The organism is Polaribacter tangerinus (assembly GCF_038024095.1).
GTDB lineage: Bacteria > Bacteroidota > Bacteroidia > Flavobacteriales > Flavobacteriaceae > Polaribacter > Polaribacter tangerinus.
Window position 1 is genome coordinate 192,983 of sequence record NZ_CP150668.1, and the last position, 18,497, is coordinate 211,479.

Genomic DNA, 18,497 nt, shown 5'->3' on the forward strand with positions numbered 1-18,497 from the left:
AATCCGTTTGACATTATTTGCATAATGTCTGCGGCATGTTTTAGCAACTAAGACTCATCCTTCATAATAGATTAGTGTTGAGTTTATCAAACAAATTACTAACGTAGGCAGTGTGTTGTTAATGTATTTTAAAGAACTTATTTTAAATGAGAATCAACCATATTAGTCAATTCTTTTAATTTATTTATTGTTTCAGTACTATCTGTTTCTTTTTGTAATGAGGCTATTTCTAGTTTAGAAGCAAATTGCAATGCACACATGGCTAAAACGTCTTGTTTATCGCTTACTGCATAGTTTTGTTCGTATTTAGATATTAAATTATTAATTGCTAATGCTGCTTTTCGCATTCCTTCTTCTTCTTTTGTGTTTCGAACACTTAAAGGATAGTTTCTACCAGCAATAACTATATTAATTTTTAAATTATCCATCATTTTAAAGAACTTTATTCTTGTAACTGATCAATACATTTATCAATTTCTCTGATTAATGTATTTATTTTGAGTTTTGTATCTCGTTTATCTGAATTACTGCCATCTATAGTTTTTGCTACTTTAAGCACATCATAGTTTTTTTTCTGATCAACTAAAATTTGCTGTTGCAACACTATTTTTTTTTGAAGAACAGTGTTGTTTTGAAGCAAAATTTCATTTTCTTTCTTTAAAAATTCATAGTTAGAAAGTAAGTTTTGAAGCTTATCTTCCAATAAATGAATTACTTCTAATGCGTTACTCATATAAAAATAGCCTATAAACTATATCTACAAAGTTAACATTCTGTTTCATATATTAAAACATTTTGTTCATTTTTTAATAAGGTTCTAGAAATAAACGACTTAACAAATAATGCTTTTTTAGTATTTTTACCAAAAAAAATATCTTTTGAAACATTTCATTTACCTTCTCATACTACTTTTTACGAATAACTTTTTTGGTCAAAAAAAATATCCGAAAGATTACTTTATGCCTCCTCTTGATATACCAATTGTACTTTCCGGAACTTTTGGAGAACTGAGAAGTAACCATTTTCATTCGGGAATTGATATAAAAACACAAGGAAAAGAAGGCCTAAAAGTGTTGGCTAGTGCTAGTGGGTATGTGTCTAGAATTAAGGTGCAACAATACGGTTACGGAAAAGCCATATATGTTACTCACCCAAATGGTTACACCTCTGTTTATGGGCATTTAAGCAAGTTTTCTTCAGAAATTGAACGCTATGTAAAAGCCATACAATACAAAAAAAAAGCATATCAAACAGGAAATATCTATCCGAAAAAAAATAAATTTATCATTAAAAAAGGAGATGTAATAGCTTTTTCTGGTGATACTGGTGGTTCTGGTGGACCGCATTTACACTTTGAAATTAGAGATACTAAAACCGAAAACATTATCAACCCTATGCTGTTTGGTATTCTTCCAAAAGATGATAGATTGCCAGTGATAAATTCTCTTCATGTATATCCAATAAGCTCAGATGCAAGAATAAACAATCAATTTAATGCCCATAAGTTGGCTATTAAAAATATTGGAAAAGGTACTTATATTGCAGATAAAATTACAGCAAGCGGCACCATCGGTTTTGGAATTAATACGTTTGATAGGTTAAATTTTGCTCCCAACAAAAACGGCGTTTTTAGCATAGAAATGCTTGTAAATGGTACTCGTTATTACTACCACGATGTAACGACTTTTTCTTTCGCAGAAAGCAAATACCTAAACTTATTAATAGATTACGAATACTACAAGAAATACAGAAGTAGAATTCAAAGAACATTTAAAGTTCCGGCTAACAAACTATCAATTTATAAAGGATTAATTAATGATGGTAAAATCAATATAAAGGAGAATTTAAATTATACAATAACTTTTCTTGTTAAAGACTTTAAAGGCAATACCAGTAGTTTAAAAATTCCTGTGTTCGGAAAAGTATCAAACACTATATTTAAAGAACCAAAAACTACTACAAATTATAAAATTACTGCTAATAAATTTCACAAATTCACTCTAAATAACGTAACAATTGCGTTTCCTAAGAATACGTTTTATGAAGATATTTACTTAGATTTTGATGTTTTAGACGGTGTTGCACAAGTTCACACACCAACTGTTCCGTTAGACAAAAAATTTACCCTAACCTTTAATGTTTCTAATTATTCTGAGGCAGAAAAAAAGCAACTTTACATTGCCAATACAACCAATAAGAAATATCCAAAATATGAACTAACACGAAAAAAAGACACCACTTTTTTTACTACAACCAAAACTTTAGGTAATTACGAATTACTATCTGATAATCATAATCCTAAAGTAAAAATAATGTATTTTAAAAACAACCAGTGGATTAGTAAATTTAATACTCTAAAGGTAAAAATAAGTGACATTGGTTCTGGAATAAAAAATTGGAATGCTACTTTAGATGGGGTATGGATATTGATGGAATACAACCATAAAAAAGGAATATTGACTTACAATTTTAATGATAAAAAATTAATTGGTAGCAAACATGAATTTAAAATTTCTGTTTCAGACAATGTAGGGAATACTACAACAGCCACAAAAACGTTCTTTAAAAAACAATCAAAATAACGATATCATTTTTACTGAAAATAATATAGCAAACTATAACATTAGTATCGTATTTGATTCGCTTTTAACTATGTTTGTAAAGATTATTATATAGAGTGAAATACCATCACCAAAAACAATGAAATACATTTTAAAACTTTTTATTTTTTTACCATTAGCAATTTTTGCACAAAAAACTACGCTTATAAAGGGTAATGTAAAAAATAATAATAGAATTCCCATAGAAAATGTTTCTGTTGAATTTGGCAATACAGGAACGGTTACTGATAATAACGGAAACTATACGCTCAGAATTCCCGTAAAAGAAGAAGTAACTATAAAATTTAGCCATATATCATACAAAACTTTCTATAAAGTAATATATGCTAAAAACAGAAACAGTATTCGCTACTCTCCTACACTTGTTTTAAAAACTGAAAAATTAGAGGAAATTGTAGTTAAAAATAATACAAATGCAGCACAAGGAACAATAAAAATAGATGCTACAAAGGCAAAAAATATTATTGGCGCCAATGCAGGAGTAGAAAACATATTAATGACATTGCCTGGCGTAAATAACAACAACGAACTTAGCACACAGTACAATGTAAGAGGCGGAAATTTTGATGAAAACCTAGTATATGTTAATGGTATTGAAGTGTACCGACCTTTTCTTGTTCGCTCTGGACAGCAAGAAGGATTGAGCTTTATAAATCCTAATATGGTGCAAAATATCAACTTTTCTGCAGGTGGTTTTCAAGCAAAATATGGCGACAAGCTTTCTTCTGTTTTAGACATCACTTATAAAAAGCCATTAGAAAAAACTATTTCCTCTGAGGTAAGTTTACTTGGCGGTAGTTTAACATTTGAGAGTCCGTTTTTAAACAATAAATTACAAGTAATTTCTAGTTTTCGGTATAGAGATAATAGCCTTTTTGTTAATAGCAAACAAATTGAAACAAATTTTAGACCTCGTTTTACCGATTTACAGTCTTTAGTAACTTATCAAATTTCTAATAAACTTTCGGTTAGTTACTTAAGTAATTTTTCTGTAAACAATTATAATTACACACCTATTTCTCGAAAAACTCGTTTCGGAACTGTAGCAGATCCGTTAGAACTTACTGTTTTTTATGATGGAAAAGAAGAAACAAACTATTTTACCTTATTTAATGCCTTATCGGCAGATTATAAAATAAATGAAAAACTTTCTTTAACCACAACTATTTCTAGCTACAACACACAAGAAGAAGAATATTTTGATATAGCTGCATCTTACAACTTAGGAGAAGTAGATACTACAATTGGTTCTGAAAATTTTGGAGAAGTTAATTTTTCTGAAGGAATAGGTTCTCAAATTAATCATGCCAGGAACGATTTAGATGCCCTAATAAACACAGTACAAGTAAGGGGAACTTACAAAAACAATAACCAACAACAATGGAATTTTGGTGTTAAATATCAAAACGAAAATATTAAAGAACGTATTCGTGAATGGGAAGTTATAGACTCTTTGGGCTTTGCAATCAGACCTCCTAATACGCTTAACAACCAACAACCCTATGTACCATTTACTGGTCCAATTATTCCTTTTCAAAATATTAGAGAAGACAACAATGTTACTATAAACAGATTGAGTGGTTTTACACAATTTAACAAGCGCACCTATTGGAAAGAGCACGAAATTTGGTATAATATTGGTGTTAGAGCGCATTATTGGAATACAAGAGATGCAAATAAACAAGGAAAAAATCAAGTTATTGTAAGCCCTAGAGCTCAATTTGCTATAAAACCAAATTGGAAAAAAGACATGCTTTTTCGTTTTTCTGGCGGATTTTATGCGCAACCACCAACTTACAGGGAAATGAAAAACTTTAATGGTAAAATTAATACGGACGTAAAAGCTCAAAAATCTACTCACTATGTTTTAGGGATGGATTATAGCTTTAACTTATGGAAAAGACCTTTTAAATTAACAACAGAGCTTTATTACAAAGACATGTACGATATTAATGCTTATGCTGTAGACAATGTTAGAATTAGATATAGAGCCGACAATGTTACCACTGCTTATGCGTATGGTTTAGACATTCGTTTGAATGGAGAGTTTGTTCCAGGAAGCGAAAGTTGGGTAAGTCTTGGTTATCTTAAAACAGAAGAAAATATAAATAATCGAGGAAATATTTCTAGACCTTCTGACCAACGTATAAAATTTGGAATCTTGTTTCAAGATTATGTGCCAAATTTGCCCAATTTAAAAGCATATCTTAATTTAGTTTACAATTCTGGAGTTCCGGGTGGTGCTCCTGCATATTCAGATGTTTATGAATACCAACAAAGATTGAGAGATTATAAAAGAGCCGATTTAGGAGTTTCTTATGTATTTACTGATGCAAAAAAACAGTACAAAACAGGGTGGCTTTCTAACTTTAAAGAGCTTACTGCTGGATTAGAATTATTTAATATGTTCGATATTCAAAATGCAATTACCAATACTTGGGTTAGAGATGTGTATTCTAAAAACCAATACGGTATACCCAATTTTATGACAGGTAGAGTGCTTAATTTTAAATTTAGTATTAAAATATAACGCTTATTAATTGTTTTACAAAAAAAAGCGAGTTAACCTCAATTAACTCGCTAAATCTAATATTTAATAGAAGTATTAACCCAAAATTTGCGCTGCATGAGCTTTGGTTTTTACTTTTAAAATAATGTCTTCTATATGTCCGTTTTCATCAATTACAAAGGTAGTTCTGTGAATTCCGTCATACTCTTTTCCCATAAACTTTTTAGGTCCCCAAACTCCAAATGCATTAATTACAGCTTTTTCTTCATCTGCTAAAAGAGGAAAAGGAAGTTGATGTTTATCAATCCAATTTTGTTGTTTTTTAGCAGAATCTGCGCTAGCACCCAAAACAGCATAACCTTTAGCCAAAAAAGATTGATAATTGTCTCTTAAATCACATGCTTCATTCGTGCAACCTGGCGTACTTGCCTTTGGATAAAAAAACAACACTAATTTTTTTCCTTTATAATCATTTAATGTTACCGTATTTCCAGCATTATCTTTTGCCTCAAATTGCGGAGCCTTATCTCCTATTTTTAATGTAGTCATTAGTTTAAATTTTTAGCACAAATTTACAAAAGTATACTGCGCAAAAGTCTTAAAGAATTTATAAAACCAAATTTAATATCTAAGTTAAGTTTGTATCTTTACCACAATTATTTACACAATGAACAAACAAGAAAAGGTAGCATTTGCAATAGATACATTACAAAAACTGTATCCAGAAATTCCCATTCCCTTAGACCATAAAGATGCATATACATTACTTATTGCAGTTTTATTATCTGCACAATGTACCGATATTCGTGTAAATCAGATTACTCCGATTTTATTTAAAAAAGCAGACAATCCTTTCGATATGGTAAAATTGTCGGTAGAGGAAATAAAAGAAATTATTCGCCCATGCGGATTATCTCCAATGAAAAGCAAAGGCATTTACGGGTTGTCTAAAATATTAATAGAAAAATACAACGGAGAAGTTCCGCAATCTTTTGAAGGTTTAGAAGCATTACCTGCAGTAGGACATAAAACGGCAAGTGTAGTGATGAGCCAGGCATTTGGAGTTCCAGCATTTCCTGTAGACACACATATTTTAAGACTAATGTACCGATGGAATTTTAGTAATGGAAAAAGTGTAGCACAAACAGAAAAAGATGCAAAACGACTTTTCCCAAAAGAGTTATGGAACGATTTACATTTGCAAATTATTTGGTATGGTAGAGAATACTCTCCTGCAAGAGGCTGGAATTTAGAACAAGATATTATTACAAAAACAATTGGAAGAAAATCTGTGTTAGACTCTTATTACAAGAAGAAATAATAAAAAAAACTTCAACCGAAGTTGAAGTTTTCTACTCTTAATTCAAATTCAATTCAATGTAGTTTTCTGATGAGGTTTTCACTATTTTTAGTGATTTGGAGTAATTAATCAAAAATTGAATTGTTTCTTTTTTGGGTTGCATCTGAAATTCAGACGACTTTTTAGCGTAAATTTGCATCATATATTTGTTTTAAATAATTGGTTTCTAAAACAGTAACGATACATTTTTAACTATATTGTTAATTCACTAAAATAATTTGATGTTTCTCTATTAGCTTACGCATGTTTATAAGAGCATATCTCATTCTGCCTAGTGCCGTATTAATACTTACACCTGTATTTTCGCTAATTTCTTTAAAACTCATATCTTTATACATGCGCATTATTAACACTTCTTTTTGTTCTTCTGGCAATTCATTTACAAGCTCTCGAACATCATTGTAAATTTGCTCTTTAATTAGCTGCTTTTCTGCATTTAAATTACCATCACTTAGCACAGAAAAAATATCAAAATCATCGGTATTATTAAAAGCAGGCATTCTGTTAGATTTTCTAAAATAATCAATAACCAGGTTATGAGATATTCTCATTACCCAAGGTAAAAACTTTCCTTCTTCGTTATAATTTCCCTTTTTTAAGGTTTTAATTACTTTGATAAAAGTATCCTGAAAAATATCTTCTGTAAGGTCTTTATCTTGTACTTTACTATAAATAAAACTGAACAAGCGTTGTTGGTGTCTATTAATTAAAATAGCTAATGAAGCCTCGTTTCCACTAATATATTGGCTAACTAAGGTACTATCTGAAATTGTTTTTTTACGTATCATAATTACTTTTAAGAAAAGCAAGAGGGCTTATCTTATATTATTAATTGTTAATAATTTTAAAGTAATTTTTTATTTATACGCTTAATATTCTGAGGTTTATATATTACAAATATGCTTATTATTTTTAACATGAACAAATTTCTCATAAAAAACATTAATGGCTTACTATTTAAAGTATTTTTTGGTAATTTTATACCTAATATATTTTGATTTATGAAGACTGATATTTCCAAGATTAATCCCAAAGAAAACATCATAATTAAAGGGGCTAAATTGCACAATTTAAAGAATATAGATGTTGTTATCCCTAGAAACAAACTCGTTGTTATTACAGGATTATCTGGCTCAGGAAAGTCTTCATTAGCGTTTGACACGTTATATGCAGAAGGTCAGAGACGCTATGTAGAAAGCTTAAGTTCTTATGCAAGGCAGTTTTTAGGAAAACTACATAAACCAAAAGTAGATTATATTAAAGGCATTGCGCCGGCAATTGCTATTGAACAAAAGGTAAACTCTACCAATCCTCGTTCTACTGTAGGAACCTCTACCGAAATTTACGACTACATAAAACTATTGTTTGCCAGAATTGGTAAAACATATTCACCAATTTCTGGTAACGAAGTAAAAAAAGACACTGTATCTGATGTGGTTCAATTTGTTAAAAAGTTTCCTACTCAAACAAAACTATTATTGTTAGCTCCTGTAATAATTGACAAAGACAGGGATTTAAAAACAGTATTAAAAGTTTTAGAACAACAAGGTTATGCAAGATTAAAATGGAAAGACACCGTATATAAAATTGCAGATTTTCCTCAAAAAGAGTATGGTAACGAACCTTTATTATTGGTAGTAGACAGAATTGTAACAAAAGAGAATGACGATTTTTACAACCGACTTGCCGATGCGGTTCAAACAGCATTTTTTGAAGGAAAAGGAAGTTGTTTTATAGAAAATTTATCAAATAATAACCTCACAGAATTTAGTAATAAGTTTGAATTAGATGGCATTTCCTTTCTTGAACCAAACACTCATTTGTTTAGCTTTAACAATCCTTATGGTGCGTGTCCTACTTGCGAGGGTTACGGCAATGTTATAGGCATAGATGAAGATTTAGTAATTCCGAATACCGGATTATCTATTTATGAAGATTGTATATTTCCTTTTAAAACACCCTCATTTGTTCATTACAAAGAAAATTTGATTGAAGTAGCATATCAATTCGATATTCCAATTCATAAACCTTGGTTCGAATTAACCAACACTCAAAAACAACTTGTATGGAATGGTAATTCTCATTTTCATGGAATTCATCATTTTTTTAATGCTTTAGAAGAAAAAAGCTATAAAATACAAAATAGAGTGATGTTATCGCGATATCGCGGAAAAACTACCTGCACAACTTGCCAAGGAAAAAGATTGAGAAAAGAGGCTAATTATTTAAAAATTAACGAAAAGAATATCTCAGATTTAGTGGCACTTCCATTAGACGAATTATCAGTATTTTTTAAAAGCTTACAGTTAGATGATTATCAAGAGAAAATTGGAAAACGCCTGCTAACAGAAATTAACAATCGTTTAGAGTTTCTAACAAATGTTGGTCTTAATTACCTTACCATCAACAGAACATCAAATACCCTTTCTGGAGGAGAAAGCCAACGTATAAATCTAGCAACATCATTAGGCAGCTCTCTAGTAGGTTCTATGTATATTTTAGATGAACCTAGTATTGGTTTACATCCAAAAGATACAGAAAAACTAATTGGCGTATTAAAAGCATTACGAAATTTAGGCAATACTGTAATTGTTGTGGAGCATGATGAAGATATTATGAAACAAGCAGATTATATTATAGATATTGGCCCAGAAGCAGGTACTTTCGGAGGAAATGTTGTAGCTGAAGGAACTTTTAATGAAATTATAAAATCCGCATCTTTAACAGGAGAATATTTAAGTGAATCGAAAAAAATAGAAGTTCCTAAAAGAAGAAGAACTTCTAAAAATAAAATCGAAATTATTGGTGCCAGAGAAAATAATCTACAAAATATAAATGTAAACATTCCACTAAACTGCCTTACTGTAATTACAGGGGTTTCAGGCTCTGGAAAAAGTACTCTAGTTAAAAAAATTTTATACCCTATTCTTCAAAAAGAATTAATGGGTTATGGAGACAAGATAGGTCAGCACACAGGCTTTAAAGGAGATTTTAACACTTTAAAACATGTAGAGTTTATAGATCAAAATCCTATCGGTCGCTCCTCTCGGTCTAATCCAGTAACGTATATAAAAGCCTATGACGAAATAAGAGCTTTATTTTCGAACCAAAAATTGGCTAAGATTAGAAACTACAAGCCTAAACATTTTTCTTTTAATGTTGAGGGCGGTAGATGTGAAGTGTGTAAAGGTGAAGGTGAAGTTACCATAGAAATGCAATTTATGGCAGATGTTCATCTAGAATGTGAAGCCTGTAATGGAAAACGATTTAAAAAAGAAGTGCTAGAAGTTAAGTTTGATGAAAAATCTATTGATGATATTCTTAATTTAACTATCGATGATGCTGTTGCCTTTTTTTCAAAAAATTTAGTTCCAAAAATCGCTTCCAAATTAAAACCATTACAAGATGTGGGACTCGGATATGTTCAACTTGGGCAGTCTTCATCTACTCTCTCGGGCGGCGAGGCACAACGTATAAAACTAGCTTCCTTTTTAGTGAAAGGAAATACCAAAGACAAAGCACTTTTTATTTTCGATGAACCTACAACTGGTTTACATTTTCATGATATAAAGAAACTTTTGGCAAGTTTTAATGCACTAATAGAACGCGGACATTCTATAGTGGTTATTGAACATAATATAGAACTTATAAAATGTGCCGATTATATAATTGATTTAGGTCCGGAAGGTGGTAAAAAAGGAGGAACTTTAGTTTTTGAGGGAACTCCAGAAGAACTGGTGAAAAATAAAAAATCATTTACTGCAAAATACCTAGCTGAAAAACTATAATTAATATATAGCCTATTCACATCATTTTTATTTTTAAAAAATTTTTACTGCTGTAAGATAAAATTTATTTAAAACTTTAAGCCACAAAAAAAGCTTCTTATTTCTAAGAAGCTTTTGTTTTGGGTGGAAGACGGGACTCGAACCCGCGACACTCGGTACCACAAACCGATACTCTAACCAACTGAGCTACAACCACCATGTAAATTCGGGTGCAAATATAACTATTTTTTTAATTTTAAAACAATAAAAAATTAAATTAATTTATCTAAATTATCGACAGCAACATAACGTTCTGACGTAAAACCTTCTGCATATTCCACTCCTATTAATCTGCCTAAATCTTTACCTCTATAATGTATACTTTCTTGAAAATTTTTAGATGAAATAGGCGTTTCTTCTTCTCTACTATTCGGATTGTAAAATTGTGAGGAATATGCCATTACTGCGGCAAGTTTCTTTTCTAAAAAACCAGAAACATTTACAACAACGTCTGGCGAGATATTTTTCCACTGAATATAATGATAAACTTGTTTTGGGCGCCATTTTTCTTGAGCAACTCCTTCTAATGCTGTTTCAATTTTTAACAATCCACTTAAAAAACACGCATCAGACACTAATTTACTTCCTTTACCATGATCTATATGCCTATCCTCTATAGCATTACATAAAACAATTTCTGGTTGATATTTTCGAATAATTTTTATAATTGCTAATTGGTGCTTTTTATCATTTGTAAAAAAACCATCAGAAAAACCTAAATTTTCACGAATAGAAACTCCTAATATTTCTGCTGCCTTTTTTGCTTCAACATCTCTTAAATCTGCAGAACCCCGCGTACCTAACTCTCCTCTTGTTAAATCTATAATCCCTACTTTTTTACCCAAAGAAACTTCTTTGGCTATGGTTGCTCCACAGCTCAACTCTACATCATCGGGATGCGCTCCAAACGCTAAAATATCTAATTTCATTTATTATATCTTTTTTAGTTTATTTGGTTGTAAGGGTTTTACGAATTGCTTGTTCTATATCTTCAATTAAGTCTTCTGCATCTTCAATTCCGACCGAAAAACGTATTAAACCATCTCTTATTCCGCGTTCTAAACGTTCATTTTCACTTAATAGTGCGTGAGTTGTTTGTGCTGGAGAAACAGTGGTACTTTCTAAACCTGCCAAGCTCATAGAAGGCTTAATTAAACGTAAATTATTTTGAAATGTTAACGCATCAATATCATCATTTAATTCAAATGACAACATGGCTCCAAAATATTTCATCTGCTTTTTTGCAATCTCATGCTGAGGATGACTTTCTAAACCAGGATAATATACACGAGAAATATCTTTGTTGGTTTCTAGATATTTAGCCATTATCATAGCATTTTTTGTTTGTGCTTTTACACGTAAATTTAACGTTTTTAAACTTCTCTCTAACAACCAAACGGTCTGATCACTTAAGTTACCGCCAAAATTGATAGCAGTATTCCAAATTTGAGAAATATGTTCTTTTGAAGCGGCAACAGCACCTGCGGAAATATCTGAATGACCTCCCATATACTTCGTGGCAGAATGCAAAACAATATCAATTCCTAAAAGTGCAGGGTTTTGATTTATTGGAGAAGCAAAAGTATTATCTATCATCGTTATTACTTTGTGCGCTTTTGCTAAGTTTGAAATTGCTCTTATATCTGTTATTCCTAACAATGGATTTGAGGGAGTTTCTATGTATACAATTTTTGTATTTGTTTTAATTAAACTCTTAAAATCTTTTACATTATCTGAGCTTGTAAAAGAATATTCTATGCCATACTTTTCAAACTCTGCTGCAATTAAATGAAAAGTACCACCATAAACAACTTGCTGTATAATTACATGATCTCCAGATTTTAAAAAAGCAAACATTGCAGATGAAATAGCTGCCATACCAGAACTAAAAATTAAGGCATCTTCAGTATGTTCTAACGCTGCAATTTTTTTACACAACATTGCTTGGTTTGGCGTATTAAAATACCTAGGATATCTTTTTTCTTCTACACCATCAAAAGCATAAGAAGTTGACATAAAAATTGGTGAAACAGCGCCTTTAAACTGTGTATCTTCCACCTCTCCTGTATGAACACAAATGGTATTTAAACCTCTTTTTTTTGAATCTTTCATAAATATTGCTTTAGACTCGCTAAAATACCAAATCCTATTTTAAAATTCTATATTTTTTGGATATCTTCGTAGTAATGATATCAATACTAATTATAGGTAACGGAAACGTTGCGCATCATTTGCAAAAAGCATTTAAAAAGATAAACACGTTAAGTGTTATGCAAATAGGTTCTAGAAATCTAAACAAAATTCCTTTTGCTGATATTACCATAATTGCCGTATCTGATAATGCTATTTCTGAGGTTTCAAAAAAAATTACAAATCCTTTTGTTGTTCATACAGCAGGAAATTTTGATTTAAAATCTTTACAAAATAATACCAGAAAAGGTGTTTTTTATATGTTGCAGTCTTTTTCGAAAGCAACAGATGTCAATTTTTCTCAAATTCCTTTTTGCCTAGAAGCAGAAAATAATGAAGATTATTTGGTGCTCGAAAGTTTGGCCAAAACTTTGGGTAATAAAATTTATAAAATTGACTCTAAACAAAGAAAGTTAGTTCATGTTTCTGCGGTTTTTGTAAATAACTTTACCAATCACCTGTATAAAATTAGTCGTGATATTTGCTCCCACAATAACATCCCTTTTGAAATATTATTTCCTTTAATTGCAGAAACTGCTAGGAAAATAGAAGTAATAACTCCCGAACAAGCCCAAACCGGACCTGCCGTTAGGAATGATACAAAAACAATCTCTAATCATTTAGAGTTATTATCTGCACAACATCAAGAAATTTATAGTATACTAACAAAATCTATACAAGAAAATACACATTCACAAAAAACACTAAATTAACATATGGAAATTAGTTTCAAACAATTACTACCACAAATAACTACCTTTATTTTTGATGTAGACGGTGTACTAACAAATGGCATGCTTACCATAATGCCCGATGGAGAATTGGTAAGACACATGAATGTAAAAGATGGATATGCCATGAAAAATGCACTCAATAAAGGGTATAAAGTTTGTATTATATCTGGCGGAACCAACGAAGGGGTTCGAAAAAGGTTGATGGCTTTAGGAATTGAAGATGTTTTTTTAGGTGCACATAATAAAATTGAACAATACAATGCTTTGGTAAAAAAATACAATTTACAGCCAGAAAATGTATTATATATGGGTGATGATGTTCCTGATTATCCCGTAATGAAATTAGTTGGTATGGCAACTTGCCCAAATGATGCTGTTAGAGAAATAAAGGGTATTGCTAAATATATTTCTGATAAAAAAGGCGGAGATGGCTGTGTTAGAGATGTAATTGAACAAGTTTTAAGAGTTCAAAAAAAATGGGATGAAAATTTTGATGCTAGCTTGTAAAAATATTTTCTCTATCTTAAGTGCCATTAATTAAAATAAATTTTAAATGAAAAAAATATTTTTTATGATCTTGCTTTCCGCAATTTCATTTCATGTTAATTCTCAAACTATTTTTGGAAAATGGAACTCTACAAATGAAAAAACAGGAGAAATAGATTCCGTTATCGAAGTATATGAAAAAAATGGTAAGGCATTTGCAAAGGTTATCGAAATTAAAGATCCAAAAAGACAAGGTTTAGTATGTGATTTATGTGAAGGTGCCAATAAAAATAAACCTATTTTAGGTTTAAACATTTTAGATGGTTTAAAAAAAGATGGCGATGAATGGTCTGGAGGAACAATTTTAGATCCACGAAATGGCAAGGTTTATAAATGTTATATAACATTAGAAAGTCCTAATAAACTTAAATTAAGAGGGTATATTGGTTTTTCTCTTTTTGGCAAAACTGCCTATTGGGAAAGAGCAAAATAAAAAGATTAAAAAGCACCCAAATTTATAATAAGTTTGGGTGCTTTTTTACTACTTTTAAATTAATGCACGCAATTTACTAGCTGCAATTTCTGCAGTAATATCTCTTTGTGGAGAGCCAAACATTTCATACCCTACCATAAACTTTTTAACAGTAGCGCTTCTTAATAGCGGTGGATAAAAACTCATGTGCCAGTGCCAATGTGAATTATTTTTTCCGTTTGTAGGTGCTTGATGTATACCACTAGAATAAGGAAAAGATGTTTTAAACAGAGCGTCGTAAGCTTTTGTTAAAACAGAAATGGCTTCGGCAAAAGCGGCTACTTGAACTGCTGTCATTTCTGTAATGTCTTTTTGACTATTCTTTGGGGCAATCATAACTTCAAATGGCCAGACTGCCCAAAATGGTGTTAGTACAACAAACTCAGAATTTTCATAAATAATTCTTTCTTTTGCCAAAAGCTCTTGATCTAAGTATTCTTTTAGTAAACTTTTATTATTTTTAATATAATATGAAAACTGGTTTTCATCTTTTTTATAAACTTCATTTGGTAATGTAGATTGACTCCAAATTTGCCCATGCGGGTGCGGGTTACTACACCCCATAACAGCTCCTTTATTTTCGAAAATCTGAACGTAATTTATGTTATTATTACTGCCTAATAAATCATATTCTTTTTGCCAAGTTTGTATTACTTTTTCTATGGCTATTGCTTCCATATCTGCCAAACTTTTAGAATGATCTGGGCTAAAACAAATAACTTTACAAATACCTGTTTCACTTTTTGCTTTTAATAAACCATCTGAAACTTCAAAAGAAGGAGAATTTGATTGCAAAGCAGCAAAATCGTTTGTAAAAACAAAAACATCCTTATAATCAGGATTTTTCTCACCATTAATTCTTGTGTTAGTTGCACATAAGTAACAACTTTTATCATACGAAGGTCTCTTTTCTTTTACAAGTTCTTCTTCTTGTCCTTGCCAAGGTCTTTTTGCTCTGTGTGGAGATACTAATACCCATTCTCCTGTTAAAATATTAAATCTTTTGTGAGAATAATCTTGCAAATTGCTTTCTAGTTCCATTTATACATTATTTATAATTCTTGTTCCTTTTGCTAATTTTACCTCGTAAATACTACAAGATTTATCAAACTCTTTTTGGTACCTTTTAGAAATATCTTTTTTAAACTCTTTTATAGCCGATTTTTCAATCAAATTAATTGTACATCCTCCAAAGCCACCACCCATCATTCTTGCTCCTAAAACTGCTGAATTGTTTACTGTTTGCTCTACTAAAAAATCTAATTCTTTGCAGCTAACTTTAAACATGTTACTGAGTCCGTTATGAGATTGATACAGTAACTTACCCACCATATTTACGTCATTTTTTTCAATGGCCCTAGAAAACTGTTGCACTCTCAAATTTTCTTCAATTACATACAACGCTTTTTTAAAATCTTCTTCAGAAACTTGGTTTTTCAACTTTTCTAAATCGGTTATTTTTGCATCTCTTAGTGCTTTTACACCCAACATTTCAGATACCTTTTCACAAACTTCCCTCCTATCATTATAGGCACTTTCAGATAAATCGTGTTTTACATTTGTATTAATTAAAAGTAACTTATAGTTATTAAAATCTATCTTGTAAGAAGTAGAAGTTACCGTTCTACAGTCTAATAATAATGCACTTTTCTTTTCACCAAACATGCTTGCATATTGGTCCATAATTCCGCATTTTACTCCTGCAAAATTATGTTCTGCTTTTTGTGAAACTAGTATCATTTCCGATCTGCTAAGGTTTAGCTTAAATAATTTATTAAGTGCAAATACCAAGCTATTTTCTAACGCTGCTGAAGAAGACATTCCTGCTCCTGTAGGAATATTTCCTGAAAAGGCAATATTAAAATTACCAAGTGTAATGCCTAATTTTTGTACCTCTGCAGCAACCCCAATAATATAATTTCTCCATCCTCCTTTAGGAATTCTTTCTAACGAAGTTAAATTAAAGGCATACATTTTGTTTTTATCAATGGCAAATGCCTTACAACTATCTGAATCTGATTTTTGAATTGCCATAAAAATACCTTTGTTTACAGCAGCAGGAAAAACAAAACCATCATTATAATCTGTATGTTCTCCTATTAAGTTGATTCTTCCTGGCGAAAAAATAAGTAATGGTGTTGTTTTATATAGTTGATGAAAAGTGTTTTTTACCTCTTTCAATATTTTTTTCTTCATTGTTTAGGTTTTTAAGTTTGATTGATTCATTATGTAATAGCAAGTTTCCACTCAACCGAATATTTCTGGTCTGGTTGTAAAACCTGCAGTCCAATTCCATTATTAAAACTATCTGAAATGCCAGTCTGTGGCTCTATTGCAATAGCATTATCTGTTTTGGGAGTATAAATTTGTAAAAATGAATTAGCAACTGAAGATTGAAGTTTACATTCATAATCAGAAGTTTTAAACAAAATAGTATTATGCGCTAAATCGTAACAATCGTCTAAAGATACACCACCAAAAAATAATGGCATTTCAGAATTAAATTCGGTTAATTTTGTTCCAATCATTTTTGAATTGTGCAGTACTTTCTGGGATGCTTGAAATTGAATACTACTATTATTAAAGTTCTTTGCATAAAAATATGGATGCCATCCAATGGTAAATGGAAAAGAGTGTGTATCTGTATTTTTAACTCGCGCTTTTATTCTTATTCCTTTATTGCTTAAAGTATACTTTATAAGAATATGATACGTAAATGGAAAACCACTATTTTTTGAAATTTCTTTATACTGAATAGTAACCGAAGTCTTTTTTTTAGAAATTGTGTACTTTTTTAATTCAAATACTTTATTGTAAACAAGACCATGTAGAGCATTATTATTTGCAGCTTCATTACAATTTAATTGATAATTTATGCCTTTAAACGAGTACTTACCATCATTAACTCTGTTTACAAAAGGAAAAAGAATTGCAGATGCATAGGTTTCTTCATAAGTTTTATATTTAAAATTTGCAAGAATTTGCTTTCCATTAATAACCAATGCTTGCAAACTACCACCTAAGTTTAAATCTATTAAAGCACTCGTATTGTTTACATTATCTTTTAATTCTAATAGATGGCTATTAGATGTTTTTATTTTATTTAATAAAATCATATTACAGTGAGTTTCTTAAAATTAATGACGTTGGATTTTCCATTTGTAAATATTCTTTCTTGTGAATTAATGAAGCTAAATTTTTACCCATTTTCTTAAAATCTGTAGAAATAGTTGTAATTCCGCCTTCCACTATTTCCTTTAGCATCGTGTCGTTATAACTAATAATACCAATGTCTTTTTTCAATTTGAAAACGGTATTCTTAAGTTTCTTAATAATTATTAATAAATTTTTATCTTCAGGTATAATATATAGTTCCCCTTTTTTAAGTGGTCGCCCAGAAATATTATTTACCACTTCAAAAGTTAAACCTGCTTTAGTACAAAATTTCAGAAAGCCTTCCTTCATGCCTTGAGGTTGAATTTTATCATCAAAAACCAATACTAAATTTGTGTATTTTTTTTCAATTTCATTTTTTACGCTCATTAAACAATTATAAATACTTTTCTCAAAATTTTGATAAATTGCTGAATAGGCATTTAGATTAGGTTGAAGTTGGTCTAAAATACAGACCTTTTCATTTGGTAAATTCTTAAGAATAACAGCTGCTTCTTTTAAGTTTGCAGGCATTATAATGTAGTAATTATACTGACCAATATGCTCTTTTATGAGGTTGTGAAAAAGCTTAGAATTAAAGTGATGAAAATAAATATCCACATAATAATTACTTGGCAGACTTTCTAAAAAAGAATTATACAAATCTTCTTTAAAGGCATTTAATTCATCAAAAAGTAAAAATATTTTTTGATGAACAGAAACATTTTCAGAAATTAAATAATATCCTTTACCTACTATAGAGTGAATAATTCCTCTATTCTTTAAATCGTTGTAAGCCATTAAAACGGTGTCTCTAGAAACACCCTGAGAATCTCTTATAAAGTTTATAGATGGCAGTTTCTCTCCCTTAACCAACACTCCGTTTGTAATATCAGACTCTATACTAGCAATAATTTGCTTGTATTTTGGAACTCCTATTTCATTTTTAACTTCTACCATAATAAAACAAATATACATTTAAATTTTAAATACCATACTAGTACCTACTAGTTTGTTAATTTTTTTATGATTCCTTTCATAATTATTTCTATATTTGGTTTCTTTATTCACTAACACAAATAACT

Annotated in this window: 17 protein-coding genes and 1 tRNA gene; 7 read left to right on the forward strand and 11 right to left on the reverse strand. The window is 30.4% G+C overall.

Features of this window, described 5'->3' with window-relative positions; genetic code table 11:
• Nucleotides 1-137: 137 nt before the first annotated feature.
• Nucleotides 138-431 carry a cell division protein ZapA gene (locus WHD54_RS00860; RefSeq protein WP_394364871.1) on the reverse strand — a complete coding sequence of 98 codons (294 nt, stop codon included), beginning with the start codon at nucleotides 429-431 and terminating at the stop codon, nucleotides 138-140.
• Nucleotides 432-442: 11 nt separating this feature from the next.
• Entirely contained in the window at nucleotides 443-733 is a 291-nt protein-coding gene (locus WHD54_RS00865; protein ID WP_088322784.1) for a hypothetical protein, read from the reverse strand.
• Between the two features lie 145 nt (nucleotides 734-878).
• On the opposite strand from WHD54_RS00865, the gene WHD54_RS00870 reads away from it, so the two are divergent.
• Nucleotides 879-2,582, forward strand: a complete 1,704-nt coding sequence (locus tag WHD54_RS00870) for a M23 family metallopeptidase (RefSeq protein WP_088322785.1) — start codon at nucleotides 879-881, stop codon at nucleotides 2,580-2,582.
• 118 nt (nucleotides 2,583-2,700) lie between these two features.
• Nucleotides 2,701-5,151 (forward strand): TonB-dependent receptor, encoded by a 2,451-nt coding sequence (locus WHD54_RS00875; RefSeq protein ID WP_088322786.1) that lies wholly within the window; start codon nucleotides 2,701-2,703, stop codon nucleotides 5,149-5,151.
• Nucleotides 5,152-5,226: 75 nt separating this feature from the next.
• Here WHD54_RS00875 and bcp read toward each other — a convergent pair whose 3' ends face one another.
• On the reverse strand, nucleotides 5,227-5,679 hold the full coding sequence (gene bcp / locus WHD54_RS00880) for a thioredoxin-dependent thiol peroxidase (RefSeq protein WP_088322787.1): 453 nt from the start codon (nucleotides 5,677-5,679) through the stop codon (nucleotides 5,227-5,229).
• 118 nt (nucleotides 5,680-5,797) lie between these two features.
• Here bcp and WHD54_RS00885 point away from each other — a divergent pair, with 118 nt between their 5' ends.
• Nucleotides 5,798-6,451: an endonuclease III domain-containing protein gene (locus WHD54_RS00885; protein ID WP_088322788.1), complete on the forward strand. Its 654-nt coding sequence runs from the start codon at nucleotides 5,798-5,800 to the stop codon at nucleotides 6,449-6,451.
• Between the two features lie 239 nt (nucleotides 6,452-6,690).
• Here WHD54_RS00885 and WHD54_RS00890 read toward each other — a convergent pair whose 3' ends face one another.
• A complete protein-coding gene (locus WHD54_RS00890) occupies nucleotides 6,691-7,278 on the reverse strand; it encodes an RNA polymerase sigma factor (RefSeq protein ID WP_088322789.1) in 588 nt (195 codons plus the stop codon).
• Nucleotides 7,279-7,491: 213 nt separating this feature from the next.
• Here WHD54_RS00890 and uvrA point away from each other — a divergent pair, with 213 nt between their 5' ends.
• Nucleotides 7,492-10,278 (forward strand): excinuclease ABC subunit UvrA, encoded by a 2,787-nt coding sequence (gene uvrA, locus WHD54_RS00895; protein WP_088322790.1) that lies wholly within the window; start codon nucleotides 7,492-7,494, stop codon nucleotides 10,276-10,278.
• 121 nt (nucleotides 10,279-10,399) lie between these two features.
• On the opposite strand, the gene WHD54_RS00900 is transcribed toward uvrA, so the two are convergent.
• The 3 genes from WHD54_RS00900 to WHD54_RS00910 all read right to left on the reverse strand — a co-directional run bounded on the left by WHD54_RS00900 (nucleotide 10,400) and on the right by WHD54_RS00910 (nucleotide 12,429).
• A tRNA-His gene (locus tag WHD54_RS00900) sits at nucleotides 10,400-10,475 on the reverse strand.
• 54 nt (nucleotides 10,476-10,529) lie between these two features.
• Complete coding sequence (gene bshB1 / locus WHD54_RS00905) at nucleotides 10,530-11,246, reverse strand: bacillithiol biosynthesis deacetylase BshB1 (RefSeq protein ID WP_088322791.1); 717 nt, start codon at nucleotides 11,244-11,246, stop codon at nucleotides 10,530-10,532.
• Between the two features lie 19 nt (nucleotides 11,247-11,265).
• Entirely contained in the window at nucleotides 11,266-12,429 is a 1,164-nt protein-coding gene (locus tag WHD54_RS00910; protein WP_088322792.1) for a trans-sulfuration enzyme family protein, read from the reverse strand.
• A 74-nt stretch (nucleotides 12,430-12,503) separates the two neighbouring features.
• On the opposite strand from WHD54_RS00910, the gene WHD54_RS00915 reads away from it, so the two are divergent.
• From WHD54_RS00915 to WHD54_RS00925, 3 genes are read left to right on the forward strand one after another with little or no spacing between them, the layout of a single operon-like run.
• Nucleotides 12,504-13,220 carry a DUF2520 domain-containing protein gene (locus WHD54_RS00915; RefSeq protein WP_088322793.1) on the forward strand — a complete coding sequence of 239 codons (717 nt, stop codon included), beginning with the start codon at nucleotides 12,504-12,506 and terminating at the stop codon, nucleotides 13,218-13,220.
• Between the two features lie 3 nt (nucleotides 13,221-13,223).
• Nucleotides 13,224-13,748, forward strand: coding sequence for a KdsC family phosphatase (locus WHD54_RS00920; RefSeq protein WP_088322794.1), 525 nt, complete (start codon nucleotides 13,224-13,226; stop codon nucleotides 13,746-13,748).
• A gap of 46 nt (nucleotides 13,749-13,794) precedes the next feature.
• Nucleotides 13,795-14,220, forward strand: a complete 426-nt coding sequence (locus WHD54_RS00925) for a DUF2147 domain-containing protein (protein ID WP_088322795.1) — start codon at nucleotides 13,795-13,797, stop codon at nucleotides 14,218-14,220.
• 54 nt (nucleotides 14,221-14,274) lie between these two features.
• On the opposite strand, the gene WHD54_RS00930 is transcribed toward WHD54_RS00925, so the two are convergent.
• Genes WHD54_RS00930 through WHD54_RS00945 form a run of 4 tightly spaced genes read right to left on the reverse strand, consistent with a single transcriptional unit; the run spans nucleotide 14,275 to nucleotide 18,372 of the window.
• Nucleotides 14,275-15,300, reverse strand: a complete 1,026-nt coding sequence (locus tag WHD54_RS00930; RefSeq protein WP_088322796.1) for a UDP-glucose--hexose-1-phosphate uridylyltransferase — start codon at nucleotides 15,298-15,300, stop codon at nucleotides 14,275-14,277.
• The gene (gene galK / locus WHD54_RS00935; protein WP_088322797.1) at nucleotides 15,301-16,455 is read right to left on the reverse strand and encodes a galactokinase; all 1,155 of its coding nucleotides are present in this window, start codon (nucleotides 16,453-16,455) and stop codon (nucleotides 15,301-15,303) included. It abuts the gene before it with no gap.
• A 29-nt stretch (nucleotides 16,456-16,484) separates the two neighbouring features.
• Complete coding sequence (locus tag WHD54_RS00940; RefSeq protein ID WP_088322798.1) at nucleotides 16,485-17,375, reverse strand: aldose 1-epimerase; 891 nt, start codon at nucleotides 17,373-17,375, stop codon at nucleotides 16,485-16,487.
• Between the two features lies 1 nt (nucleotide 17,376).
• Nucleotides 17,377-18,372 (reverse strand): winged helix-turn-helix domain-containing protein, encoded by a 996-nt coding sequence (locus tag WHD54_RS00945; protein WP_088322799.1) that lies wholly within the window; start codon nucleotides 18,370-18,372, stop codon nucleotides 17,377-17,379.
• Nucleotides 18,373-18,497 lie beyond the last annotated feature (125 nt).

Excerpts from the sequence above, each read along its gene's own strand:
- WHD54_RS00860 (WP_394364871.1), bottom strand. The coding sequence starts at position 431 with ATGATGGATAATTTAAAAATTAATATAGTTATTGCTGGTAGAAACTAT.
- WHD54_RS00865 (WP_088322784.1), bottom strand. The coding sequence starts at position 733 with ATGAGTAACGCATTAGAAGTAATTCATTTATTGGAAGATAAGCTTCAA.
- WHD54_RS00875 (WP_088322786.1), top strand. The coding sequence starts at position 2,701 with ATGAAATACATTTTAAAACTTTTTATTTTTTTACCATTAGCAATTTTT.
- bcp (WP_088322787.1), bottom strand. The coding sequence starts at position 5,679 with ATGACTACATTAAAAATAGGAGATAAGGCTCCGCAATTTGAGGCAAAA.
- WHD54_RS00885 (WP_088322788.1), top strand. The coding sequence starts at position 5,798 with ATGAACAAACAAGAAAAGGTAGCATTTGCAATAGATACATTACAAAAA.
- WHD54_RS00890 (WP_088322789.1), bottom strand. The coding sequence starts at position 7,278 with ATGATACGTAAAAAAACAATTTCAGATAGTACCTTAGTTAGCCAATAT.
- uvrA (WP_088322790.1), top strand. The coding sequence starts at position 7,492 with ATGAAGACTGATATTTCCAAGATTAATCCCAAAGAAAACATCATAATT.
- bshB1 (WP_088322791.1), bottom strand. The coding sequence starts at position 11,246 with ATGAAATTAGATATTTTAGCGTTTGGAGCGCATCCCGATGATGTAGAG.
- WHD54_RS00910 (WP_088322792.1), bottom strand. The coding sequence starts at position 12,429 with ATGAAAGATTCAAAAAAAAGAGGTTTAAATACCATTTGTGTTCATACA.
- WHD54_RS00915 (WP_088322793.1), top strand. The coding sequence starts at position 12,504 with ATGATATCAATACTAATTATAGGTAACGGAAACGTTGCGCATCATTTG.
- WHD54_RS00920 (WP_088322794.1), top strand. The coding sequence starts at position 13,224 with ATGGAAATTAGTTTCAAACAATTACTACCACAAATAACTACCTTTATT.
- WHD54_RS00925 (WP_088322795.1), top strand. The coding sequence starts at position 13,795 with ATGAAAAAAATATTTTTTATGATCTTGCTTTCCGCAATTTCATTTCAT.
- WHD54_RS00930 (WP_088322796.1), bottom strand. The coding sequence starts at position 15,300 with ATGGAACTAGAAAGCAATTTGCAAGATTATTCTCACAAAAGATTTAAT.
- galK (WP_088322797.1), bottom strand. The coding sequence starts at position 16,455 with ATGAAGAAAAAAATATTGAAAGAGGTAAAAAACACTTTTCATCAACTA.
- WHD54_RS00940 (WP_088322798.1), bottom strand. The coding sequence starts at position 17,375 with ATGATTTTATTAAATAAAATAAAAACATCTAATAGCCATCTATTAGAA.
- WHD54_RS00945 (WP_088322799.1), bottom strand. The coding sequence starts at position 18,372 with ATGGTAGAAGTTAAAAATGAAATAGGAGTTCCAAAATACAAGCAAATT.